This is a genomic window from Bradyrhizobium sp. UBA2491 (assembly GCF_002341725.1).
In the GTDB taxonomy this organism is placed as follows: domain Bacteria; phylum Pseudomonadota; class Alphaproteobacteria; order Rhizobiales; family Xanthobacteraceae; genus Bradyrhizobium.
In genome coordinates this window covers 105,116-123,461 of sequence record NZ_DDOP01000044.1, presented here as the reverse complement: position 1 = coordinate 123,461, position 18,346 = coordinate 105,116, and the positions used below count along the sequence as shown (strand labels likewise).

At 64.5% G+C, this 18,346-nt stretch carries 19 protein-coding genes; 7 read left to right on the top strand and 12 right to left on the bottom strand.

Annotated elements, in window-relative coordinates:
• Window positions 1-181 precede the first annotated feature (181 nt).
• Window positions 182-1,060: a toll/interleukin-1 receptor domain-containing protein gene (locus B2W55_RS15080; RefSeq protein WP_024582107.1), complete on the top strand. Its 879-nt coding sequence runs from the start codon at window positions 182-184 to the stop codon at window positions 1,058-1,060.
• 684 nt (window positions 1,061-1,744) lie between these two features.
• Here B2W55_RS15080 and guaA read toward each other — a convergent pair.
• Window positions 1,745-3,343 (bottom strand): glutamine-hydrolyzing GMP synthase, encoded by a 1,599-nt coding sequence (gene guaA / locus B2W55_RS15075; protein WP_024582108.1) that lies wholly within the window; start codon window positions 3,341-3,343, stop codon window positions 1,745-1,747.
• A 137-nt stretch (window positions 3,344-3,480) separates the two neighbouring features.
• Between guaA and B2W55_RS15070 the strand changes: the two genes are divergently transcribed.
• Complete coding sequence (locus tag B2W55_RS15070; protein WP_024582109.1) at window positions 3,481-3,852, top strand: nuclear transport factor 2 family protein; 372 nt, start codon at window positions 3,481-3,483, stop codon at window positions 3,850-3,852.
• A 130-nt stretch (window positions 3,853-3,982) separates the two neighbouring features.
• Window positions 3,983-4,315: a DHCW motif cupin fold protein gene (locus B2W55_RS15065; RefSeq protein ID WP_024582110.1), complete on the top strand. Its 333-nt coding sequence runs from the start codon at window positions 3,983-3,985 to the stop codon at window positions 4,313-4,315.
• 78 nt (window positions 4,316-4,393) lie between these two features.
• On the opposite strand, the gene B2W55_RS15060 is transcribed toward B2W55_RS15065, so the two are convergent.
• A complete protein-coding gene (locus B2W55_RS15060) occupies window positions 4,394-4,846 on the bottom strand; it encodes a winged helix-turn-helix transcriptional regulator (RefSeq protein WP_024582111.1) in 453 nt (150 codons plus the stop codon).
• A 114-nt stretch (window positions 4,847-4,960) separates the two neighbouring features.
• Between B2W55_RS15060 and B2W55_RS15055 the strand changes: the two genes are divergently transcribed.
• Window positions 4,961-6,214 (top strand): MFS transporter, encoded by a 1,254-nt coding sequence (locus B2W55_RS15055; protein WP_080891136.1) that lies wholly within the window; start codon window positions 4,961-4,963, stop codon window positions 6,212-6,214.
• Between the two features lie 88 nt (window positions 6,215-6,302).
• Here B2W55_RS15055 and B2W55_RS15050 read toward each other — a convergent pair whose 3' ends face one another.
• Window positions 6,303-7,601: an RsmB/NOP family class I SAM-dependent RNA methyltransferase gene (locus B2W55_RS15050; protein WP_024582113.1), complete on the bottom strand. Its 1,299-nt coding sequence runs from the start codon at window positions 7,599-7,601 to the stop codon at window positions 6,303-6,305.
• 22 nt (window positions 7,602-7,623) lie between these two features.
• Window positions 7,624-8,046, bottom strand: a complete 423-nt coding sequence (locus B2W55_RS15045; RefSeq protein ID WP_024582114.1) for an MAPEG family protein — start codon at window positions 8,044-8,046, stop codon at window positions 7,624-7,626.
• A gap of 157 nt (window positions 8,047-8,203) precedes the next feature.
• On the opposite strand from B2W55_RS15045, the gene B2W55_RS15040 reads away from it, so the two are divergent.
• Window positions 8,204-8,641, top strand: a complete 438-nt coding sequence (locus B2W55_RS15040) for a hypothetical protein (protein ID WP_145987197.1) — start codon at window positions 8,204-8,206, stop codon at window positions 8,639-8,641.
• 148 nt (window positions 8,642-8,789) lie between these two features.
• Window positions 8,790-9,626 (top strand): metallophosphoesterase family protein, encoded by an 837-nt coding sequence (locus tag B2W55_RS15035; protein WP_024582115.1) that lies wholly within the window; start codon window positions 8,790-8,792, stop codon window positions 9,624-9,626.
• A 6-nt stretch (window positions 9,627-9,632) separates the two neighbouring features.
• Here the strand turns inward: B2W55_RS15035 and B2W55_RS15030 are convergent, their stop codons facing one another.
• From B2W55_RS15030 to B2W55_RS15015, 4 genes are all read right to left on the bottom strand, one after another.
• Complete coding sequence (locus B2W55_RS15030; protein ID WP_371412460.1) at window positions 9,633-9,920, bottom strand: hypothetical protein; 288 nt, start codon at window positions 9,918-9,920, stop codon at window positions 9,633-9,635.
• A 112-nt stretch (window positions 9,921-10,032) separates the two neighbouring features.
• On the bottom strand, window positions 10,033-11,067 hold the full coding sequence (locus tag B2W55_RS15025; protein WP_024582117.1) for an NADP-dependent oxidoreductase: 1,035 nt from the start codon (window positions 11,065-11,067) through the stop codon (window positions 10,033-10,035).
• Between the two features lie 279 nt (window positions 11,068-11,346).
• Window positions 11,347-12,837 (bottom strand): IMP dehydrogenase, encoded by a 1,491-nt coding sequence (gene guaB, locus B2W55_RS15020; protein WP_024582118.1) that lies wholly within the window; start codon window positions 12,835-12,837, stop codon window positions 11,347-11,349.
• Window positions 12,838-13,026: 189 nt separating this feature from the next.
• Window positions 13,027-13,272, bottom strand: coding sequence for a hypothetical protein (locus B2W55_RS15015; RefSeq protein WP_024582119.1), 246 nt, complete (start codon window positions 13,270-13,272; stop codon window positions 13,027-13,029).
• Window positions 13,273-13,413: 141 nt separating this feature from the next.
• On the opposite strand from B2W55_RS15015, the gene B2W55_RS15010 reads away from it, so the two are divergent.
• Window positions 13,414-14,901 carry a DHA2 family efflux MFS transporter permease subunit gene (locus B2W55_RS15010; RefSeq protein ID WP_024582120.1) on the top strand — a complete coding sequence of 496 codons (1,488 nt, stop codon included), beginning with the start codon at window positions 13,414-13,416 and terminating at the stop codon, window positions 14,899-14,901.
• Here the strand turns inward: B2W55_RS15010 and B2W55_RS15005 are convergent.
• The 4 genes from B2W55_RS15005 to B2W55_RS14990 all read right to left on the bottom strand — a co-directional run bounded on the left by B2W55_RS15005 (window position 14,886) and on the right by B2W55_RS14990 (window position 18,224).
• Window positions 14,886-15,224, bottom strand: coding sequence for an antibiotic biosynthesis monooxygenase family protein (locus tag B2W55_RS15005; RefSeq protein ID WP_024582121.1), 339 nt, complete (start codon window positions 15,222-15,224; stop codon window positions 14,886-14,888). The two genes, B2W55_RS15010 and B2W55_RS15005, sit on opposite strands and share 16 nt — an antisense overlap.
• 127 nt (window positions 15,225-15,351) lie before the next feature.
• Entirely contained in the window at window positions 15,352-16,251 is a 900-nt protein-coding gene (locus B2W55_RS15000) for a LysR family transcriptional regulator (RefSeq protein WP_024582122.1), read from the bottom strand.
• Window positions 16,252-16,318: 67 nt separating this feature from the next.
• The gene (locus tag B2W55_RS14995) at window positions 16,319-17,011 is read right to left on the bottom strand and encodes an RlmE family RNA methyltransferase (protein ID WP_024582123.1); all 693 of its coding nucleotides are present in this window, start codon (window positions 17,009-17,011) and stop codon (window positions 16,319-16,321) included.
• 169 nt (window positions 17,012-17,180) lie between these two features.
• Window positions 17,181-18,224 (bottom strand): Ppx/GppA phosphatase family protein, encoded by a 1,044-nt coding sequence (locus B2W55_RS14990; protein ID WP_024582124.1) that lies wholly within the window; start codon window positions 18,222-18,224, stop codon window positions 17,181-17,183.
• Window positions 18,225-18,346: the final 122 nt, after the last annotated feature.

Sequence of the window (18,346 nt, the reverse complement as noted above, 5' to 3'; positions counted from 1 at the left end):
TTTGCTGAGTTGCCCGTCGGGGTGATTTGTCGCAGGAGGTGCGGTGAGATTTGATTTGCGTATGAGGCAGATCGGCCGGGCTGTGCAAAGCAGGCTTGCACGCCGACAAGACACCCGCTGATATGCGCCTGTGCCTAGGTTACGCTTTGCAATATAGGACTACGCCCTGAGGTATCAAGTTATGGCGACTGCACGCGAGTATTTTGACAAGTCGGTCTTCATGCAATTTGGTCGGACAGTGACTCTAGCTGCCGCCGACGGTGAGTCGTTCGACGTACGCGTCGAAGTCGTTCAGGACTTCGACGGCGGCTCAAAGTACTTGAAGATATACATACCTCCAGCCAATGCGCCAGAAGCCCTTCTCGCCCACATTCTGGCTCACGCCGACGAACTGATCTGGAAGCCGGAGAGTGAGGTCATAGTCACGGCCGGCCTTGCGGGAACGGCGGAGAAAATCTCAAATCTCGACCTTCGATTTAGTGGCCGCGTGCTTGTTTACACGCCGAACATCACGTCGTCCCAGCAATGGTCGAATCTTGCCACGCAGATGAAGGAGAATGGGCTTCATCTTCTAGTCCGAGACGGTGAGTACGTCGCCACTCGTGCGACGTACGAGCAGCCCCTCGCCTTTATTTCACACGACTCGCGCGACAAAGACCCATTCGTCCGCGAGCTTGCGAACAAGCTAGCGAGCATGCTCTGTCCTGTTTGGTATGACGAATTCAATCTCCATCCCGGAGACGGCCTGCGCGAGAACATTGAGCGCGGTCTCAAGACATGCCCCAAATGCATCATCGTGCTGTCTAAGAATTTCTTCGGCAACCCTGGCTGGACTAAGCGGGAATTTGATACAGTCTACACGAGAGAGATCCTTGAGGGTAAGCGCCTCATGATCCCGATCTGGCTCGATGTCGACAAGCAAGACGTCTACGATTATTCGCCAATACTGCTCGATACGTTAGGTATTCCTGCAGCCCTTGGCGTGGAAGAAGTCGCACGGAAGATTGTAGCCGCCCTAAACTATGTGCCGCCGGATGATATCCGCCAGCCAACCGCGTAGCCTGCATGAGCGGGACGACATGCGAGAAATGTCTCGGTGCGCCAATCGAGAGCTCGAATATCGCTTCGCTCGTCCGGACTACGCTCGCTGCACCAGATCAGTTGTGGGCGGCTAACAAACGACCGCAAAAGAGAGCGGCGCCTTAAGCGGAAAGTTCTTGAATCAGGATCGCCCAATCCGCGTCGGTTACTTCCGTAGACTGAAAAGCGAATTGCCCCTGAACGAGAAAGAGTTTCTCAAAAGACTTATCCTTTAAAGAAGGAAGCACTTCCCGTGCACGTTCGCGGGAGAGTTGCCTCCGGGGATTTCCCAGCGGCTTGATCGCAAATGGCAGTACCCATGCCTTAGACCAGACCTCTCTCTCCGTGCGATCGGGATTCGCCTTCGAATGGACAACGAATGGCACTGTTAAACTGCCAGTCGCATTGCAGTAGAGAACACCGAATGCACCAATCGGCATCCGCGAAGCCTTAGTGAGACGTCCTCTAACGAAATTAGGGCTCTCACTTTCACCTACCGCCCATAGTCCAGCACCGATTCCCGCCCATATGTTCGTAAGATCTTCCGACGCGAACGAATAAAGTTTCATTGTTGGGCCCCCCAAGGCCGATCCTGCCTTCCTATCCTCATACAAGCACTTGCGCGGCGCGAGAGTTTATGGCCTCAGACCTTACCTGAGCCCCCTCACTCCCACTCAATCGTCCCCGGCGGCTTGCTCGTCACGTCGTACACCACCCGGTTCACGCCCTTCACCTCATTGATGATGCGCGTCGCGGTCTCGCCTAAGAACTTCATGTCGAACTGGTAGAAGTCGGCGGTCATGCCGTCGGTCGAGGTGACGGCGCGCAAGCCCACGACGTATTCGTAGGTGCGGCCGTCGCCCATCACGCCGACGGTCTTGACCGGCAGCAGCACCGCGAAAGCCTGCCAGATCGCGTCGTAGAGGCCATGCTTGCGGATCTGGTCGATATAGACGGCGTCCGCGTTGCGCAGGATGTCGAGCTTTTCCCTGGTGATGTCGCCGGGGCAGCGGATCGCGAGGCCCGGGCCCGGGAACGGGTGGCGGCCGACGAACACTTCGGGCAGGCCGAGCTCGCGGCCGAGCACGCGCACCTCGTCCTTGAACAATTCGCGCAAAGGCTCGACCAGCTTCATGTTCATGCGGGCCGGAAGGCCGCCGACATTGTGGTGCGACTTGATGGTCACCGACGGGCCGCCGGTGAAGGAGACGCTCTCGATCACGTCGGGGTAGAGCGTGCCCTGCGCCAGGAACTGCGCGCCGCCGATCTTCTTGGCCTCGGCCTCGAACACGTCGATGAACAGGCGCCCGATGGTCTTGCGCTTCGCTTCCGGATCGGTGACCCCATCGAGCTCGCCGAGAAACTCCTTCGACGCGTCCACATGGACCAGCGGGATGTTGTAGTGGTTGCGGAACAGGTCGACGACGGTCTTGGCCTCGTCGAGCCGCAGCAGGCCGTGATCGACGAACACGCATGTGAGCTGGTCGCCGATCGCTTCGTGGATCAACACCGCGGCGACAGCGGAATCGACGCCGCCGGAGAGGCCGCAGATCACCTTGCCCTTGCCCACCTGGGCGCGGATCTTCTCGATCGCCTCCTCGCGGAAGGCGCGCATGGTCCAGTCGCCGGAGAGCCCCGCGACCTTGCGCACGAAGTTGCGCAGCAGCTTGGCGCCGTCGGGCGTGTGCACCACCTCGGGGTGGAACATCAGGCCGTAATATTTCCGCTTCTCGTCCTGGATGATCGCGAACGGCGCATTCGGCGAGGTGCCGGCGACGGAAAAGCCGGGCGGCATTTTGGTGATGCGGTCGCCATGGCTCATCCAGACCTGGTGCTTCTCGCCGTGGTTCCAGATGCCGTCAAACAGGCAGCTGTCGGTCTTCACCTCGACATCGGCGCGGCCGAATTCGCGATGGTGTCCGCCCTCGACCTCGCCGCCGAGCTGGGCCGCCAAGGTCATCTGGCCGTAGCAGATGCCGAGCACGGGGACGCCGGATTCGAAGATCAACTGCGGGGCGCGCGGCGAGCCGGTCTCGTGGACTGACTCCGGACCGCCGGAGAGGATCACCGCTTTCGGCTTCATCTCCTTGAAGGCGGCCTCCGCCTTCTGGAACGGCACGATCTCGGAATAGACGCCCATCTCGCGGACGCGGCGGGCAATCAATTGCGTCACCTGGCTGCCGAAATCGACAATCAGAATCTTGTCATGCGCCGAGGCCACGGCGGGCGTCGACGATTCACGGGCTGTGTGCTGGGCTGTCATGGCAAGCAGATACGCGACACCGCCCGCCCCCGCAACCGCGCTCAGAGGCGCGCCCACATTCTTCTTTGGGCATGGACAAAGCGATATAGGTCAGTATTATTGACCTAATTTGACCATAAGCAACAAGGAGGAAACCGATGCCGGAGTTTCACGACCCGTCGCGCCTGCTGGCGCTCGGCCACGACTGGATCGCCGCCTGGAACGCGCGCGACCTCGAGCGCGTGCTGGCGCTGTATTCCGATGATACCGAGATGACCTCGGACCGGATCCCGGCATTCGGCTTCGGCGCATCGGGCACGGTGCGCGGCAAGGCGCAGCTGCGGGCCTATTGGAGCGCGGCGCTGGCGAAGCTGCCCGAGCTGCATTTCGAGCTGATCGACCTCTACGTGTCGCCCGACAGCGTCGTGGTGTTCTACCGGAACGAACGCGGCAAGAAGATCTGCGAGTATCTGCGGCTCGATGATCAGGGCAGGATCAGGCAGGGTTCGGCGAACCATCCGGTGCATTGAGGGTGTATGGATCGTAGGGTGGGTTAGCCGCAGGCGTAACCCGCCGAACCACGCGATGAGAAAGTCGGTGGGTTACGGCTTCGCCTAACCCACCCTACGCACCGGCGTCTCGATCAGGAGCCCGCGCATCATGAAAATCCCGACCTTGCCCTTCACCGTCACCGACTGGAGCCAAGTCGAGCCTTCGGTGCATCCCGGCGAGACCGGACAGGCGCTGTGGCGCACGCTCGATATCGGCGAGCTGCGGGTGCGGATGGTGGAGTATTCGCCCGGTTATCTCGCCGATCACTGGTGCGATCGCGGCCATGTGCTCCTGGTCGTCAAGGGCGAGCTCGACACCGAGCTGCGCGACGGCCGCAAATTCACGCTGAAGCCCGGCATGAGCTACCAGGTCTCCGATTTCGGCGACGCCGCGCATCGGTCGTCGACCAAGACCGGCGCGACCCTGTTTATCGTGGATTGAGCTGGTGCGGTTCCTTCGTCATTGCGTGGCTTGCTTCGTCGCTTCGTTGCTCGTAATGACGTGGAGGGAACTCGACGCTCACCTTCTCCGCCCCGCAACCTTCTTCACCTTGGTCTCCGACCACACCAGCGGCCTGCCGCTCTTCGACGGCAGCACGAGTTGGCCGACGGCGTGGCCGGCCTGGTCGAGCAGCACCGAATGGGTCTCGCCGCGCGCATAGAGATGCGCTTCGCCCCATTGCCTAAGGCCCACCACGATCGGGAACAGGTCGTGTCCGCGCCTGGTCAGCACATATTCCTGATAGGCGCTGCCGTCCGAGGCCGCGACCTGCTCGAGCACGCCAAGCTCGACCAGCTTGCGCAGCCGCGCCGTCAGCATGCCCTTTGCGATGCCGAGATTGGCCTGGAAATCGCCGAACCGGCGCAGGCCGTCGAACGCGTCGCGCACGATCAGCAGCGACCACCAGTCGCCGATCGCGTCCAGCGCACGCGCCACCGGGCATTCCGCCTTGGCGAATCCGGTCCGCTTCATCGCGCTCACCCTCCCTCGATCACGATTCCGAACTGGTCCTAAAATAAGACTAGACAGCGCTCGACGCAACTGGTCTCATTATAAGACCAGATTGGAATGTGGAGCGGACGTGCAATGACCACCCAGGATGCAACGACGGCTGGACCGGATACGTCCGGCGCCACGGCCGGACCACGGCTTTCCCCCGCGATCGTGCTGCTGTTCGCGATCGCCTGCGGGCTGAGCGTCGCCAACGTCTATTCGGCCCAGCCGCTGCTCGACACCATGGCGAGTGATCTCGGCATCACCCCGGCCGCGATCGGCATCGTGGTGACGCTGACCCAGATCGGCCTCGCCTTCGGCCTGATGCTGATCGTGCCGCTCGGCGACCTCTGGGACCGGCGCAAGCTGATCGTCGGCCAGATCGCGCTGTCGGCGATCGCGCTCGTCGTCGTCGGCACCGCGCCGAACGCCGTCGTGCTGTTCGGCGGAATGGCGCTGGTCGGGCTGCTCGCCGTCGTGATCCAGGTGATCGTCGCGTTCGCAGCGACCTTGGCCGCGCCGGCCGAGCGCGGGCAGACCATCGGCACCATCCAGAGCGGCGTCGTCTCCGGGATCCTGCTCGCCCGCTTCGCCTCGGGCGCGCTGGCCGATATCGGCGGCTGGCGCGTGGTCTACCTGACCTCGGCGGCGCTGATGCTGGTGATGGCGGCGCTGCTCGCGCGTGCTCTGCCCCGGCAGGCGCCGCAGCCGCTGGCCGGCGCGTCCTATGCCAAGCTGTTGCGCTCGACCGCCACGCTGTTCACCGAGGAGCCGGTGCTGCGCGAACGCGCGGTGTTCGCGCTGCTGGCATTCGCGAGCTTCAGCGCGTTCTGGAGCTCGATCGTGCTGCCGCTGGCCGCGCCGCCGCTGTCGCTGTCGCACACCACGATCGGGATGCTCGGGATCGCCGGCCTCGCCGGTGCGCTGGCGGCGCGCAATTCCGGCCGCCTCGCCGATCGCGGCTGGGGCCAGCGCACCACCGGATTGTCGCTGCTCTTGATGCTCGCCGGCTGGGCACCGATCGCCTGCCTCAACACCTCGCTCTGGCTGGTGCTGGTCGGCGTGGTCATGATCGACTTCGCGGTGCAGGCGATCCATGTCACCAACCAGAGCCTGATCGTCGCCACCCGTCCCGAGGCTTCGAGCCGCCTGATCGGGGTCTACATGGTGTTCTATTCGATCGGCAGCGGGCTCGGCGCGATCGCCTCGACCATCGTCTATGCGGCCGCGGGCTGGCTCGGCGTCTGCGCGCTGGGTGGTTCGATCAGCGCGGTTGCGCTGCTGTACTGGGTGATCGTGGTGAGCCGGATGCCGGCGCCTGTGGGGGCGTGCTCCGTGTCGTCGTAAAATCGTAGGGTGGATTGCGTAATCCACCGATCGCGGCATGCGGCACAAAGATGGTGGGTTACGCCTTTGGCTAACCCACCCTACGAAGCTAGGCCTTCTTCAGCACCGCGACGAAGAACCCGTCGGTGCCGGTGCGGCGCGGCGTCATCAGCAGGCCCTCCGGCGACAGCAACGCAGCCTCGCTGAACGCCTCAGCCTTGTCCCACAGCACCGATGCGGTCTGCTCCGGCGGCTGCACCGAGAACTCCGGATGCCCGGCGATGAAGGCCCTGACCTGCTCGCCGTTCTCCTCCGCCAGCACCGAGCAGGTGATGTAGGCGATGCGGCCGCCGGCCTTCACCAGCGGCGCGGCGCGTGCCAGCACCTCGGCCTGGTCCTTCAGCCGCACCTCGAGCGCACCGGGCCGCATCCGCCATTTGGCGTCGGGGTTACGGCGCCAGGTGCCGGTGCCGGTGCACGGCGCGTCGATCAGCACCAGATCGGCGGAGGCCTTGATGTCGGACAGCACCTCGTCCTCGCCGCGCGGCGTGCGGACGTCGCAATTGTGCACGCCGGCGCGCGACAGCCGCTCGTGGATCGGCGCCAGCTGGCGCTTGTCGCTGTCGGTCGCGATCAGCCGGCCCTTGCCTTGCATCTGAGCTGCGATCGCCAGCGTCTTGCCGCCGGCGCCGGCGCAGAGATCGATCACCTGCTCGCCGGGCTTGGCCGCCGAGAACAGCGCGGCGAGCTGCGAGCCCTCGTCCTGCACCTCGATGGCGCCCTTGATGAAGTCCTCCTCGGCATGGATGCCGGGATTGCGCGCGTCGGCGCCGAGCTCGATGCGCAGGCCGAGCGGCGACCACGGCGTTTCCCTGGCACCCAGATGCGACAGCCGCGGCAGCACCTTCTCGCGCTTGCCCTTCAGCGTGTTGACGCGCAGGTCGAGCGGCGCGCGGCTGGCCATCGCGGTTGCTTCCGCCGCGCGGTCGTCGCCGAACACCTTCGCCAGATGCGGGTCGAGCCAATCAGGATAATCGCCCGCGACATGCGCCGGCGCATCGGCGAGCGAGCGCGAGGTCAGCGCGGCCTCTTCCGCTGGGGTCAGCGGCTCCGGCGCGAACCGGCCGCCGTCGCACAGCGCCGCGATGGTCGCAACATCCATGCTGCGCTCGAGCTTGAGCATGCCGAGCACCCGCGAGCGGGCGCTGGCATCGTCCATCAACCAGGCCGCCGAGGATTGCCGGCGCAGCACGTCCCAGATCAGCCCGGAGATCGCCGCGCGATCGCCGGAGCCGGCATAACGGTGCGCGGTGCCCCATTCCTTCAGCGCCTTGGCGGCGGGAATGCGCTGTGCGTCGATGGTGGCGATCAATTCGATCGCGGCAGAAAGCCGGGCAGCGGGAGTCATCGTTCTCTTTCGGTTGGGCGCGTCAAATCAGCAGCAGGATCTTGAGCGCGAAATACAGCCACATCGCCGCCAACACCAGCACGCCGGCGAACCAGGCAAGCGAGCGCGGCCGCACGTCGTTGGAGGTGACGAATACCCCGGCATGGGCAAACCGCGTCACCACGAACACCCAGGACATCAGCACGATGAACAGATCGGCATGGCGCAGCGGCAGCGCAATGGCGATCAGGGCGTAGAACAGCACCGGCAGCTCGAACTGGTTGGCGAAGCAGTTGCCGATCTGGGTCGCCTTCGCCGGCCAGTTCGGCTCGCGCAGCGCGATGTCGGCCATCTTGGTCTCGCCGCTCGCCAGCGTCCGCGTGCGCAGCGTCGCCATCCCGAACAGCAGCGCGAAGGTGAGACCAATCTGGATGAAGACCGGCAATAGAACCATTTGAACCGACACGAAAAACCTCCCTCAGCCGCGGGCGCCCGGCCGCCCTCTTAGCCGCCACGGCCGCCCAATACAATCGAGCGCCCGGAGACGGGGTTGAACCATCCTCCGAGCCTCGGTGACCAACTCCCAGGACCAATGGCGGTTTCAGCCCTTCACGGATGACGCGATGAGCATCATCAGCCCGATCCTGGACGGCGCGGCCCAGGTGGCCGAGGCGCTCGGCACCATCCTCGCGCCCCTGTTCGAAACGATCGGCCCCGGCGCCGGCGGGCTCGGCGACGCGGCGGATGGCGGGCTCGGCATGATGATGTCGGGGCTGGCCGGCGTCGCCGCGGCGCTGCTGGTCGCGATCCTGCTCTCGATCTATTTCCGCAGCGGCTATCGCTCGACCGCCGACATCGTCAAGCACGGCGTCGCCACCGCGCTGCTGCTCGGCCTGCTCGGCTTTGCCGTCTACGACATGCGGCATGACGTGCGCGACTATTTCGGGCTCAACGCGCAGCCGGCCGTCGCCGGAACCAACCTGCCCGACACCGGACTATTCGGAAGCCGCGTGAGCCCGCCTGCCCCGCCGCCGCGCTGGATGAACCGGCTCTCGATCTAGGGTTCGGTGGCAGGATCGCGCCGACGCATCGAAAGCGCCGTCAAACAACACTTCAAACAAGCCATCAAACAGAGCACCGAACAAGACGTCGAAATCGTCATCGTTCCGACTTCGCGCCGACCTATCCTTCGGACGAAAGGATCGATGCATGTCCCAGTTTCGCCTGACCCAGATCTCCGACACCCACCTCGCTCGCCATCACACGCTGCTGATCGACAATTTTCATCGCGTCAGCGAGCACATCGACGCGACGCGGCCCGACCTGGTGCTCAACAGCGGCGACGTCTCGTTCGACGGGCCGACCAGCCGCAACGACATGGTGTTCGCCAAACAGTTGCACGACGCGCTGCCGGTCGACTGCCTCTATCTGCCCGGCAATCACGACATCGGCGACAATCCGTGCGCGGCCGGGCCTGTGCCTTCGCAACTGCCGACCGAGGAAACATGCGGTGCCTTCACCGCCGTGCTCGGCGAGGACCATTGGCAGTTCGACGCCGCCGGCTGGTGCTTCATCGGCCTCAATTCCCTGATCATGAACACCGGCCTCGACAGCGAGGCCGAGCAATTCGAATGGCTTGCCGCGGCGCTCGACAAGGCGGTCGGCAAGCCGGTGGCGCTGTTCGTGCACAAGCCGCTCTATCGCGACGTGCCCTACGATGCCGAGCGCGCCGAGACCTCGTTCCGCTACGTGCCGCAGCCGGCGCGGCGCCGCCTGATCGAGATGTTCGGCAAGGTCGATTGGCGGCTGGTCGGCAGCGGCCATGTGCACCAGCGCCGCGACTACACGTTCGAGCATGTCAGGCACGTCTGGGCACCCTCGGCCGGCTTCATCATCCCGGATGCGAAGCAGGAGGTGATCGGCATCAAGGAAGTCGGCCTGGTCGAGTACCGCTTCCAGCCCGACAGTTTCGAGGTTCGCCATGTCAGGGCGAAGGGTCAGGTCGATGTCGACCTCGACATGCTGCACGGCAAGCAGCCGGCCTGAGCGGCGTCAGCTTCGCGCCGCGTCGTGCAGGTCCCGCTTGATGACGGTGAGCAGCGCCTGCAACGAGTCCTTGTCGGGCTGCGGTGCTGAGACTGCCGGACGCGCGTGCGGCGATGGCGGCGAGCGCATCGGTTCGGCGCTCGCCTCATGCTCCACGAATTTTCCGTGCAGGACGTCGTCGCGCCGGCCCATGACGAACATCGTCGCCCAATAGCCAACGGCGAGGAGGATGACCGCGAAGACAACAGCTTCAAAAACCATGGCTACACCTGAAATATAGCCATACTGAATCAACTGCCCCGGGTCCCCGTCAAGCAAATGGGGGCCGAAAAGCCCCCAAAAGCCTGCCAATGTGGCGTATTTGATACTTTGTTGCGCGGAATAAGAGCTTCGGGCCCCCCTTAGCTCAGGCCTTGTCCGGCCCGACCCGGACCAGCTGCTTGCCGAAATTGGCGCCCTTGAGCAGGCCCATGAAGGCCTCCGGCGCGCTGTCCAGGCCCTCGGTCACGAACTCCTTGTACTTGACCTTGCCCTCGCGCACCCACTGCGACATGTCGCGCAGGAAGTCGCCATGCATGGCGGCGAAGTCGCTGACGATGAAGCCGCGGAAGGTCAGCCGCTTGGTCAGGATGTTGCGCATCATCGCGCCGGCCCATTTCGGCGCGTGCGCCTCGGTGTCGTTGTAATGCGCGATCAGGCCGCAGACCGGAATCCGCGCGAACGCATTGAGCAGCGGAAACACCGCGTCGAACACCGCACCGCCGACATTCTCGAAATAGACGTCGATGCCCTTCGGGCAGGCTTCCTTCAGCTTGGCGGCGAGATTGGGATCGCGATGGTCGAGGCACTCGTCGAAGCCGAGCTCGTTCTTGACGTAGGCGCACTTGTCCTTGCCGCCGGCAATGCCGACCGCGCGCGCCCCCTTGATCTTGGCGATCTGGCCGACCGCCGATCCGACCGCACCGGAGGCACCGGCAACCACCACCGTCTCACCCGGCTGCGGCTTGCCGATCTCGAGCAGGCCGGTATAGGCGGTCATGCCGGGCATGCCGAGCACGCCGACGGCGGTCGAGATCGGCGCGATCTTCGAATCGATCTTGGCGAGGCCCTTGCCGTCCGACAGCACATGGGTCTGCCAGCCCGCGCGCGACAGCACGATATCGCCCTTGGCAAAGCCGGGATTGTTGGACGCGATCACCTCGCTCACGGTGCCGCCTTCCATCACGCCGCCGACCGGCACCGGCGCGGCATAGGACGGACCGTCGGCCATGCGGCCGCGCATATAGGGATCGAGCGACAGCCAGATGGTGCGGAGCAGCACCTGCCCATCACCCGGCACCGGCGGCGTGTAGTCCTCGAGCCTGAAATTGGCCGGCGTGGGCTCGCCGTGCGGACGCGAAGCCAGAACGATGCGCTTTCCTTCTGATTTTCCTTGGGACATGCGGATTTCCTCTCGAGGTGATTGGTTTCGTGGCGCACACGTAGTCACGCAATCCACCTCCCCGCAAGGGAGATGGATTTGCTGTTTTCGTGCGATGCTGTTTGAAATGTTGTTTGAAATGACGGGCGTCATTTCGGAAGGGCGCAAACGCAGACTCTCAAGGTCGTCATTCCGGGGCGTGCGAAGCACGAGCCCGGAATCCATTCCTCCACCAACGACGCAGCCCGATGGATTCCGGGCTCTCGCTTTCGCGAGCTCCGGAATGACGACAGTTGGTGTTTACACCCCGCCCGGATAGTTCGGGGCTTCGCGCGTGATGGTCACGTCGTGGACGTGGCTTTCGCGCAGGCCGGCGCCGGTGATGCGGACGAATTCGGCCTTGTCGTGGAAGTCCTTGATGTCCTTGGCACCGACATAGCCCATCGCGGCGCGCAAGCCGCCGGCGAGCTGGTGCATCACATTGCCGACCGGGCCCTTGTACGGCACCTGGCCCTCGATGCCCTCAGGCACGAGCTTCAGCGAGTCCTTGATGTCCTGCTGGAAGTAGCGGTCGGCCGAGCCGCGCGCCATCGCGCCGACAGAGCCCATGCCGCGATAGGCCTTGTAGGAGCGGCCCTGCCACAGGAAGACTTCGCCCGGCGTCTCGTCGGTGCCGGCGAGCAGCGAGCCGACCATCGCGATGTCGGCGCCGGCGGCGAGCGCCTTGGCAAGGTCGCCGGAATATTTGATGCCGCCGTCGGCGATCACGGGCACGTCGGCCTTCTTCGCTGCCGCCACCGCATCCATGATCGCGGTGAGCTGCGGCACGCCGACGCCGGCGACGATGCGCGTGGTGCAGATCGAGCCCGGGCCGATGCCGACCTTGATGCAGTCGGCGCCGGCATCGATCAGGGCCTGCGCGCCGCCTTCGGTGGCGACGTTGCCGGCGACGACCTGCACCGCGTTGGAGAGCCGCTTGATGCGGTTGACGGCGTTGAGCACATGGCGCGAATGACCGTGCGCGGTGTCGACCACGACGACGTCGACGCCGGCGTCGATCAGCCGCTCGGTGCGCTCATAGCCGGTCTCGCCGACCGTGGTGGCGGCAGCGACGCGGAGACGGCCCTGCGCATCCTTGCAGGCCAGCGGATGGGCAACCGCCTTCTCGATGTCCTTGACGGTGATCAGGCCGACGCAGCGATATTGGTCGTCGACGACCAGGAGCTTCTCGATGCGATGCTGGTGCAGCATCCGCTTCGCCTCGTCCTGGCTGACGCCCTCGCGCACAGTGACGAGGTTCTCGTGCGTCATCAGCTCCGAGACCTTCTGGCGGGGATCGCTGGCAAAGCGTACGTCGCGGTTGGTCAGGATGCCGACCAGCTTGCCCGGCACGTTCTTGGCGGCACCGGTGACGACCGGAATGCCGGAGATGCCGTTTTCCTTCATCAGCGTCAGCGCGTCGGCCAGCGTGGCGTCGGGGCCGATGGTCAGCGGATTGACCACCATGCCGGATTCGAACTTCTTGACCTGGCGCACCTGGGCCGCCTGCCCCTCGGGATCGAAGTTGCGATGGATGACGCCGAGGCCGCCGGCCTGCGCCATCGCGATCGCCATGCGCGCTTCGGTGACGGTGTCCATCGCGGACGCCATGATCGGGATATTGAGCGAAATCGCGCGGGTGACGCGCGAACGGATATCGGCTTCCGATGGAAGAATGTCGGACAGACCGGGCTTCAGAAGCACATCGTCGAACGTGAAGGCTTCGCGGATAGCCGGAAATCCCGTGGCCATTGCCAACTCCTTATCTGCGGTCCAGCCGCGATGGTCTTACGGATGAACGCCGCCTGCGGCGACGCTCGCTGCGTCACCGTCGAATCGGCGCCCATCGGTGGGGTTGACGCTGGTCGATAGCATGGCGGCATGACGAATCAAAGTGTTTGCCAGCCATGCACAGGCTTTTTACGGGGCCCGGCGGCCCGCTCAACGATAACCCTGCGGCGGCCCATACCGGCGGATCGCCTCGACCACCTCGCGGTGGCGGCGATCCTCCCGCTTCATGTGGACCGCGATCAGCGCATGGGCCGACGGCACCAGCAGCAAGATGTGGAAAAACAGCCCGAAAATCGCGCAAAATACTATCAGGACCAGATTGAAGATGGCCGAAAACGGCTGTCCGTTCAGGAGCAGCCCGATCGGCGGCAGCAGAGCGGCAAGGACGTAGATCACGGCGCACACCTCCAACGCTGGCGGATGCATAGCAGCGTCACGCAGGATTTAGGGCGTTTGGCCGGTTCCGCAATAGCGTGGCCGAAGGCAGGATGATACAGCCCCCTCGCCCGCCTTTTTCAGCACAGCCGTCCTATTTTGATGAACAAACAACGCCTGATCCCGCTCATCGTGGCCACTGCCCTGTTCATGGAAAACATGGACTCCACGGTGATTGCGACCTCGCTGCCGGCGATCGCCGCCGATATCGGCACCAGCCCCCTGACGCTGAAGCTCGCGATCACGTCCTACCTGCTGTCGCTCGCGGTGTTCATCCCGGCGAGCGGCTGGACCGCGGACCGCTTCGGCGCCCGCATCGTGTTCGCCGGCGCGGTCGCCGTGTTCATGCTGGGCTCGATCGGCTGCGCGCTGTCGTCCTCGGTGACCGATTTCGTGTTCGCGCGCATCCTGCAAGGCCTCGGCGGCGCGATGATGACGCCTGTTGGGCGGTTGGTGCTCTTACGCTCGGTCGACAAGAGCGCATTGGTCAACGCGATGGCGTGGGTGACGGTGCCGGCGCTGGTAGGCCCGGTGATCGGGCCACCGCTCGGCGGCTTCATCACCACCTATTTCTCCTGGCACTGGATCTTCCTGATCAACATCCCGATCGGGCTGCTCGGCATCTTCCTGGCGCTGAAATATATCGACCCGATCAAGAGCGAAGACCCCGAGCGTTTCGACCTGATGGGGCTGGTGCTGGCCGGCATCGGCCTTGCCGGCATCGCGTTCGGGCTGTCGGTCGCGGGCCTCAATCTGTTGCCGTGGCCGATCGTCGCGGCGCTGGTCGGGGTCGGCTCGATCTCGATGACGCTCTACGTGCTGCATGCGCGGCGGACCGGATCGCCGGTGCTGGATTTTTCGCTGCTGCGGCTGCCGACCATGCGCGCCTCGATCGTCGGCGGCTTCATGTTCCGGCTCGGCATCGGCGCACTGCCGTTCCTGCTGCCGCTGCTGATGCAGGTCGGCTTCGGCCTGTCGCCGTTTCAGTCCGGCCTCGTGACGTTTGCCTCCGCGGTCGGCGCCATGGGCATGAAGACGCTGGCGGCGCGGATCATCAAGGCGTTCGGCTTCCGCAACATGATGACGGTCAACGCGGTGGTCAGCTCGGCTTTCCTCGCCGCCTGCGCGCTGTTCACGATCTCGACGCCGCTGATGCTGATCTTCACCATCCTGGTGGTCGGCGGCTTCTTCCGCTCACTGCAATTCACCGCGATCAACACCGTCGCCTATGCCGAGGTCGAGGCGCCGCAGATGAGCCGCGCCACCACCCTCGTCAGCGTCAACCAGCAGCTCGCGGTGTCCGCCGGCGTCGCGGTCGGCGCGTTCTCGGTCGAAACCGTGCTGGCAATGCATCACCAGACCGAGCTCTCCGCCGACGTGTTCGGGCCGGCCTTCATCGTGGTGTCGCTGATCTCGGCGGCTTCGGCCTGGTTCTTCTGGCAGATGCCGGCCGATGCCGGCAATGAAATCTCCGGCCGCAAGCCGCTCGACATCTCGAGCCGCAAGGGCGCCGAGAAACGCGCCGCCACCGACGCCGTCAAGACGGCGACCGAGAACACCCAGAACGCGCGGGATCAGCGACTGGGGTGATCGAGCCGGGGTGACGGCCTCGATCCGGCCGCCCAGGTGCGATGCCGGATCACGCTACAGATTTGGAATTTGTAGTCGCTGAAGAAGTCCGCAATGCCGCGCCGCTTGGCCTTGGCATGCTCGGGATCACGTCGCCATTGCTCCAGCGCTTCTTCGGTTTCGAACTCGACGATCGTCACGCGCTCGCCGTCTTCGGCAACGAAGCCCTTGTGGGCAATGTAGCCGGGGACGGTCCGGGCCAGCTCGCTCATCTGCTTTGCCATCGGCCCGTATTCGTCTTGAACGCCGGGATTCAGTCGCGAGCGAAATATGGTGACGATCATGAGCGCCTTCCTGTGCACAGTCGTTCGAGATCGCCGGAGGCGTCCGCCACCCCCGACGCCGCAAACTATGCCGCCAGCCAGCACACCAAATCAAATGCATACTCCCGATTATGATTATGCAAAGAATCTAAGCCAGCTTCGCTTTCAATTCGTCAGTCAGCAATGCGATCGCCGGGTCGAAACGCCCCGGTGCCGCGTTGCGGATCAAGGTCACCACGGCAGGCAACGAGAAGTCCATCACGTCCAAGATGCGCAGCGCGCGGCGGTGCGGGCTTTGCTCGAATTGACGACGCGGCACCAGACCCAATCCGCCGCTTTGAGCAAGCAGCGACAATTGGAGATCCTCACCAAACACCTCAGCCGCGACGTGGATTGGCAGGTGGAGCCGGTCGAAGAATTTGATCAGAGCCGCGCGGCAACCGCAGCCCGGCGGGTTGAGGAACCAACCCTGCCCCGAAAGGTCACGCAGCCGATAACGATCGTCGCGGCGCTTCGCCGATAATTTCGCGGGGCCGACGATGACGACCTGCTCGGCGCCGAGCGCTACGCCAGTCAACCCTGGCGGAAGCGTATGCGCATCGGTCAAGAGGCCGATTGCGCAGTCGAGCGATCCGTTGCGCACATCTTCGATGAGACCAGCACTCCAATTCGAGCTGATCTGCAATCTGATCCGAGGGAACGTCCGCCGTAGAGCATCGAGCGGCGTGGTCAGGACGATTTCGCCAAGACCATGCGCGATCCCGGCCTTCAGATCGCCGGCTGGATCAGCCGCGTTCGTGGTGCAGCTCTCCAGTTCGGCGACCGCGGTCAGAACCTTCCGGCAATGTTCGAGGACATGGTTCCCGAGCGTGGTGAGAACCGCCGGCTTGACGGCGCGATTGAACAGCGGCGCGTCGCCGATCGCCGCCTCGAAGTTCTGGATGCGACGGGTCGTGGCCGGCTGCGTCAGATTGAGACGCGCAGCCGCGCGGTTCACGGACCCCGTTTCGGCGACTGCTACGAAAGCTTCGATGTCCTGCAAGTTCATAAACAGGAATTATAATCAATCCTTGATTATGCAGAAAGCATCAAAGACACGGCTCTCCGTCACGAATTCACGACGGAGGCGGCTGCTGCCCTCGAAACCCCGTCGCGAGCACGTAACGCTCGGACGAATCCTGCCGGCTCGCGGACGGCTTGACGTGGCGCACAGCGGCGAAATCGCGCTTCAGCTGCGCTACCAACTCGGCGTCGGCGCCGCTCTGGAATACTTTTGCCAGGAACGTGCCGCCGGGATTGAGCACCTCGCCGGCGAAATGCGCGGCGGTCTCGACCAGGCCGATGATACGCAGTTGGTCGGTCTTGCGATGGCCGGTGGTGTTGGCTGCCATGTCGGACATCACGAAATCGGCGCGGCCACCCATCATCGCGATCAGCTTTTCCGGCGCGTCGTGATCGAGGAAGTCGAGCTGCGCGAACGTGACGCCCGGGATCTCGCCCATCTCCAGCAGATCGATCGCGACCACCTTGCCCTTGCCGTCGGCGGCTCCAGTACGCTTGGCCGCGATCTGGCTCCAGCCGCCCGGCGCGGCGCCGAGGTCGACCACCGTCATGCCCGGCTTGAGCAGGCGATATTTGTCGTCGATCTCGAGCAGCTTGAAGGCCGCGCGCGAGCGGTAGCCCATCGCCCTGGCCTTCGCGACGTAGGGATCGTTGAGCTGGCGCTCGAGCCAGAGTTTCGAGGACAGCTTGCGCTTGCCGCCGCTCTTGACCGTGACGTGCAGCCGCCCGGTGGTGTCTTTCGCCATTCTATTTTCTCTTCTCCCTCGCCCCGCTCTTGCGGGGAGAGGGCTGGGGTGAGGGGCTGCCTCGTCAAGGAAAGTGAGAGATGCATTCTCGGAGAGTCCCCTCACCCGGATCCTGCGCTTCGCGCAAGATCCGGCCTCTCCCCGCGAGCGGGGCGAGGCAAGAGAAGCTCTAGCACGCCCGCAGCGCGCCGTCCTCGCGCATCATCTCGACCAGCATGCCCTCGCGCAAGCCGCGGTCGGCAACCCGCAGCCGCGGCAGCGGGAACGCGTTGCGGATCGCATCGAGGATCGCGCAGCCGGCGAGCACCAGGTCGGCCCGCTCGACGCTGATGCAATTGTTGTTGACCCGTGCCTCATAGCTCATGCCGAGCAGCTTCTGGATCGTCGCGGTGACCTCGCAATCGTCCATCCAGATGCCGTCGATGCGGCGGCGGTCGTAGCGCGACAGATTGAGGAACACGCCGGCGAGCGTGGTGACGGTGCCCGAAGTGCCGAGCATGTGCATGTCGCGCAGGTCCCTGCCGTGCTCGGCGGCGAACGGCGCGACATGGCGGGCGACCTCGTCGATCATCCGCGCATAGAGGTCCTTGGTGACGACCTTGCCGCCGAAATGCTCGGCCAGCGTGACGACGCCGAGCGGGATCGACATCCACGCCCTGATGCGCGGCGGCGTACCCGGCGCATCGGGATCGCGCTCGATCCGGACCAGTTCGGTCGAGCCACCGCCAATGTCGAACAGGATGGCGCCCCGTCCCCTGGGATCGAGCAGCGGCGAGCAGCCGATCACGGCAAGCGTCGCCTCGGTCTCGCGATCGATCACCTCGAGCTCGATGCCGGTTTCGGCCGCGACGCGGGCGCGGAAGCTGTCGGCATTGCCGGCGGCGCGGCAGGCCTCGGTGGCGATCAGCCGCAGCCGGCGGGCCTTGCGATAGCGGATTTTGTCGCTGCAAATGGCGAGCGCGGCGATCGCGCGCTCGATCGCCGCCTCGCTGATCGAACCGGTCGCGGCGATACCCTCGCCGAGCCGGATGATCCGCGAGAAGGAATCGACCACGCGGAACCCATCGCCGGTGGGACAGGCGATCAGCAGCCGACAATTGTTGGTGCCAAGGTCGAGCGCGGCGTAGACGCCACTTTCCGCGGCTGCCGCAACCAACCCTGACGGGGCTTCGCCGGCCGGCGGGCCGTCACAAAGCCGCAAATCGTCCTTCATCAAAACTGTCTTTCCGCAGGACCGCCCGCCGAGCGATCGGGCCCGCCGAATAATTACCGTTCACGGAAACTTTAGCAGCGCCAAGGGCCTGCGCAAACTCTGTTCACATTGGGTCCATGTCC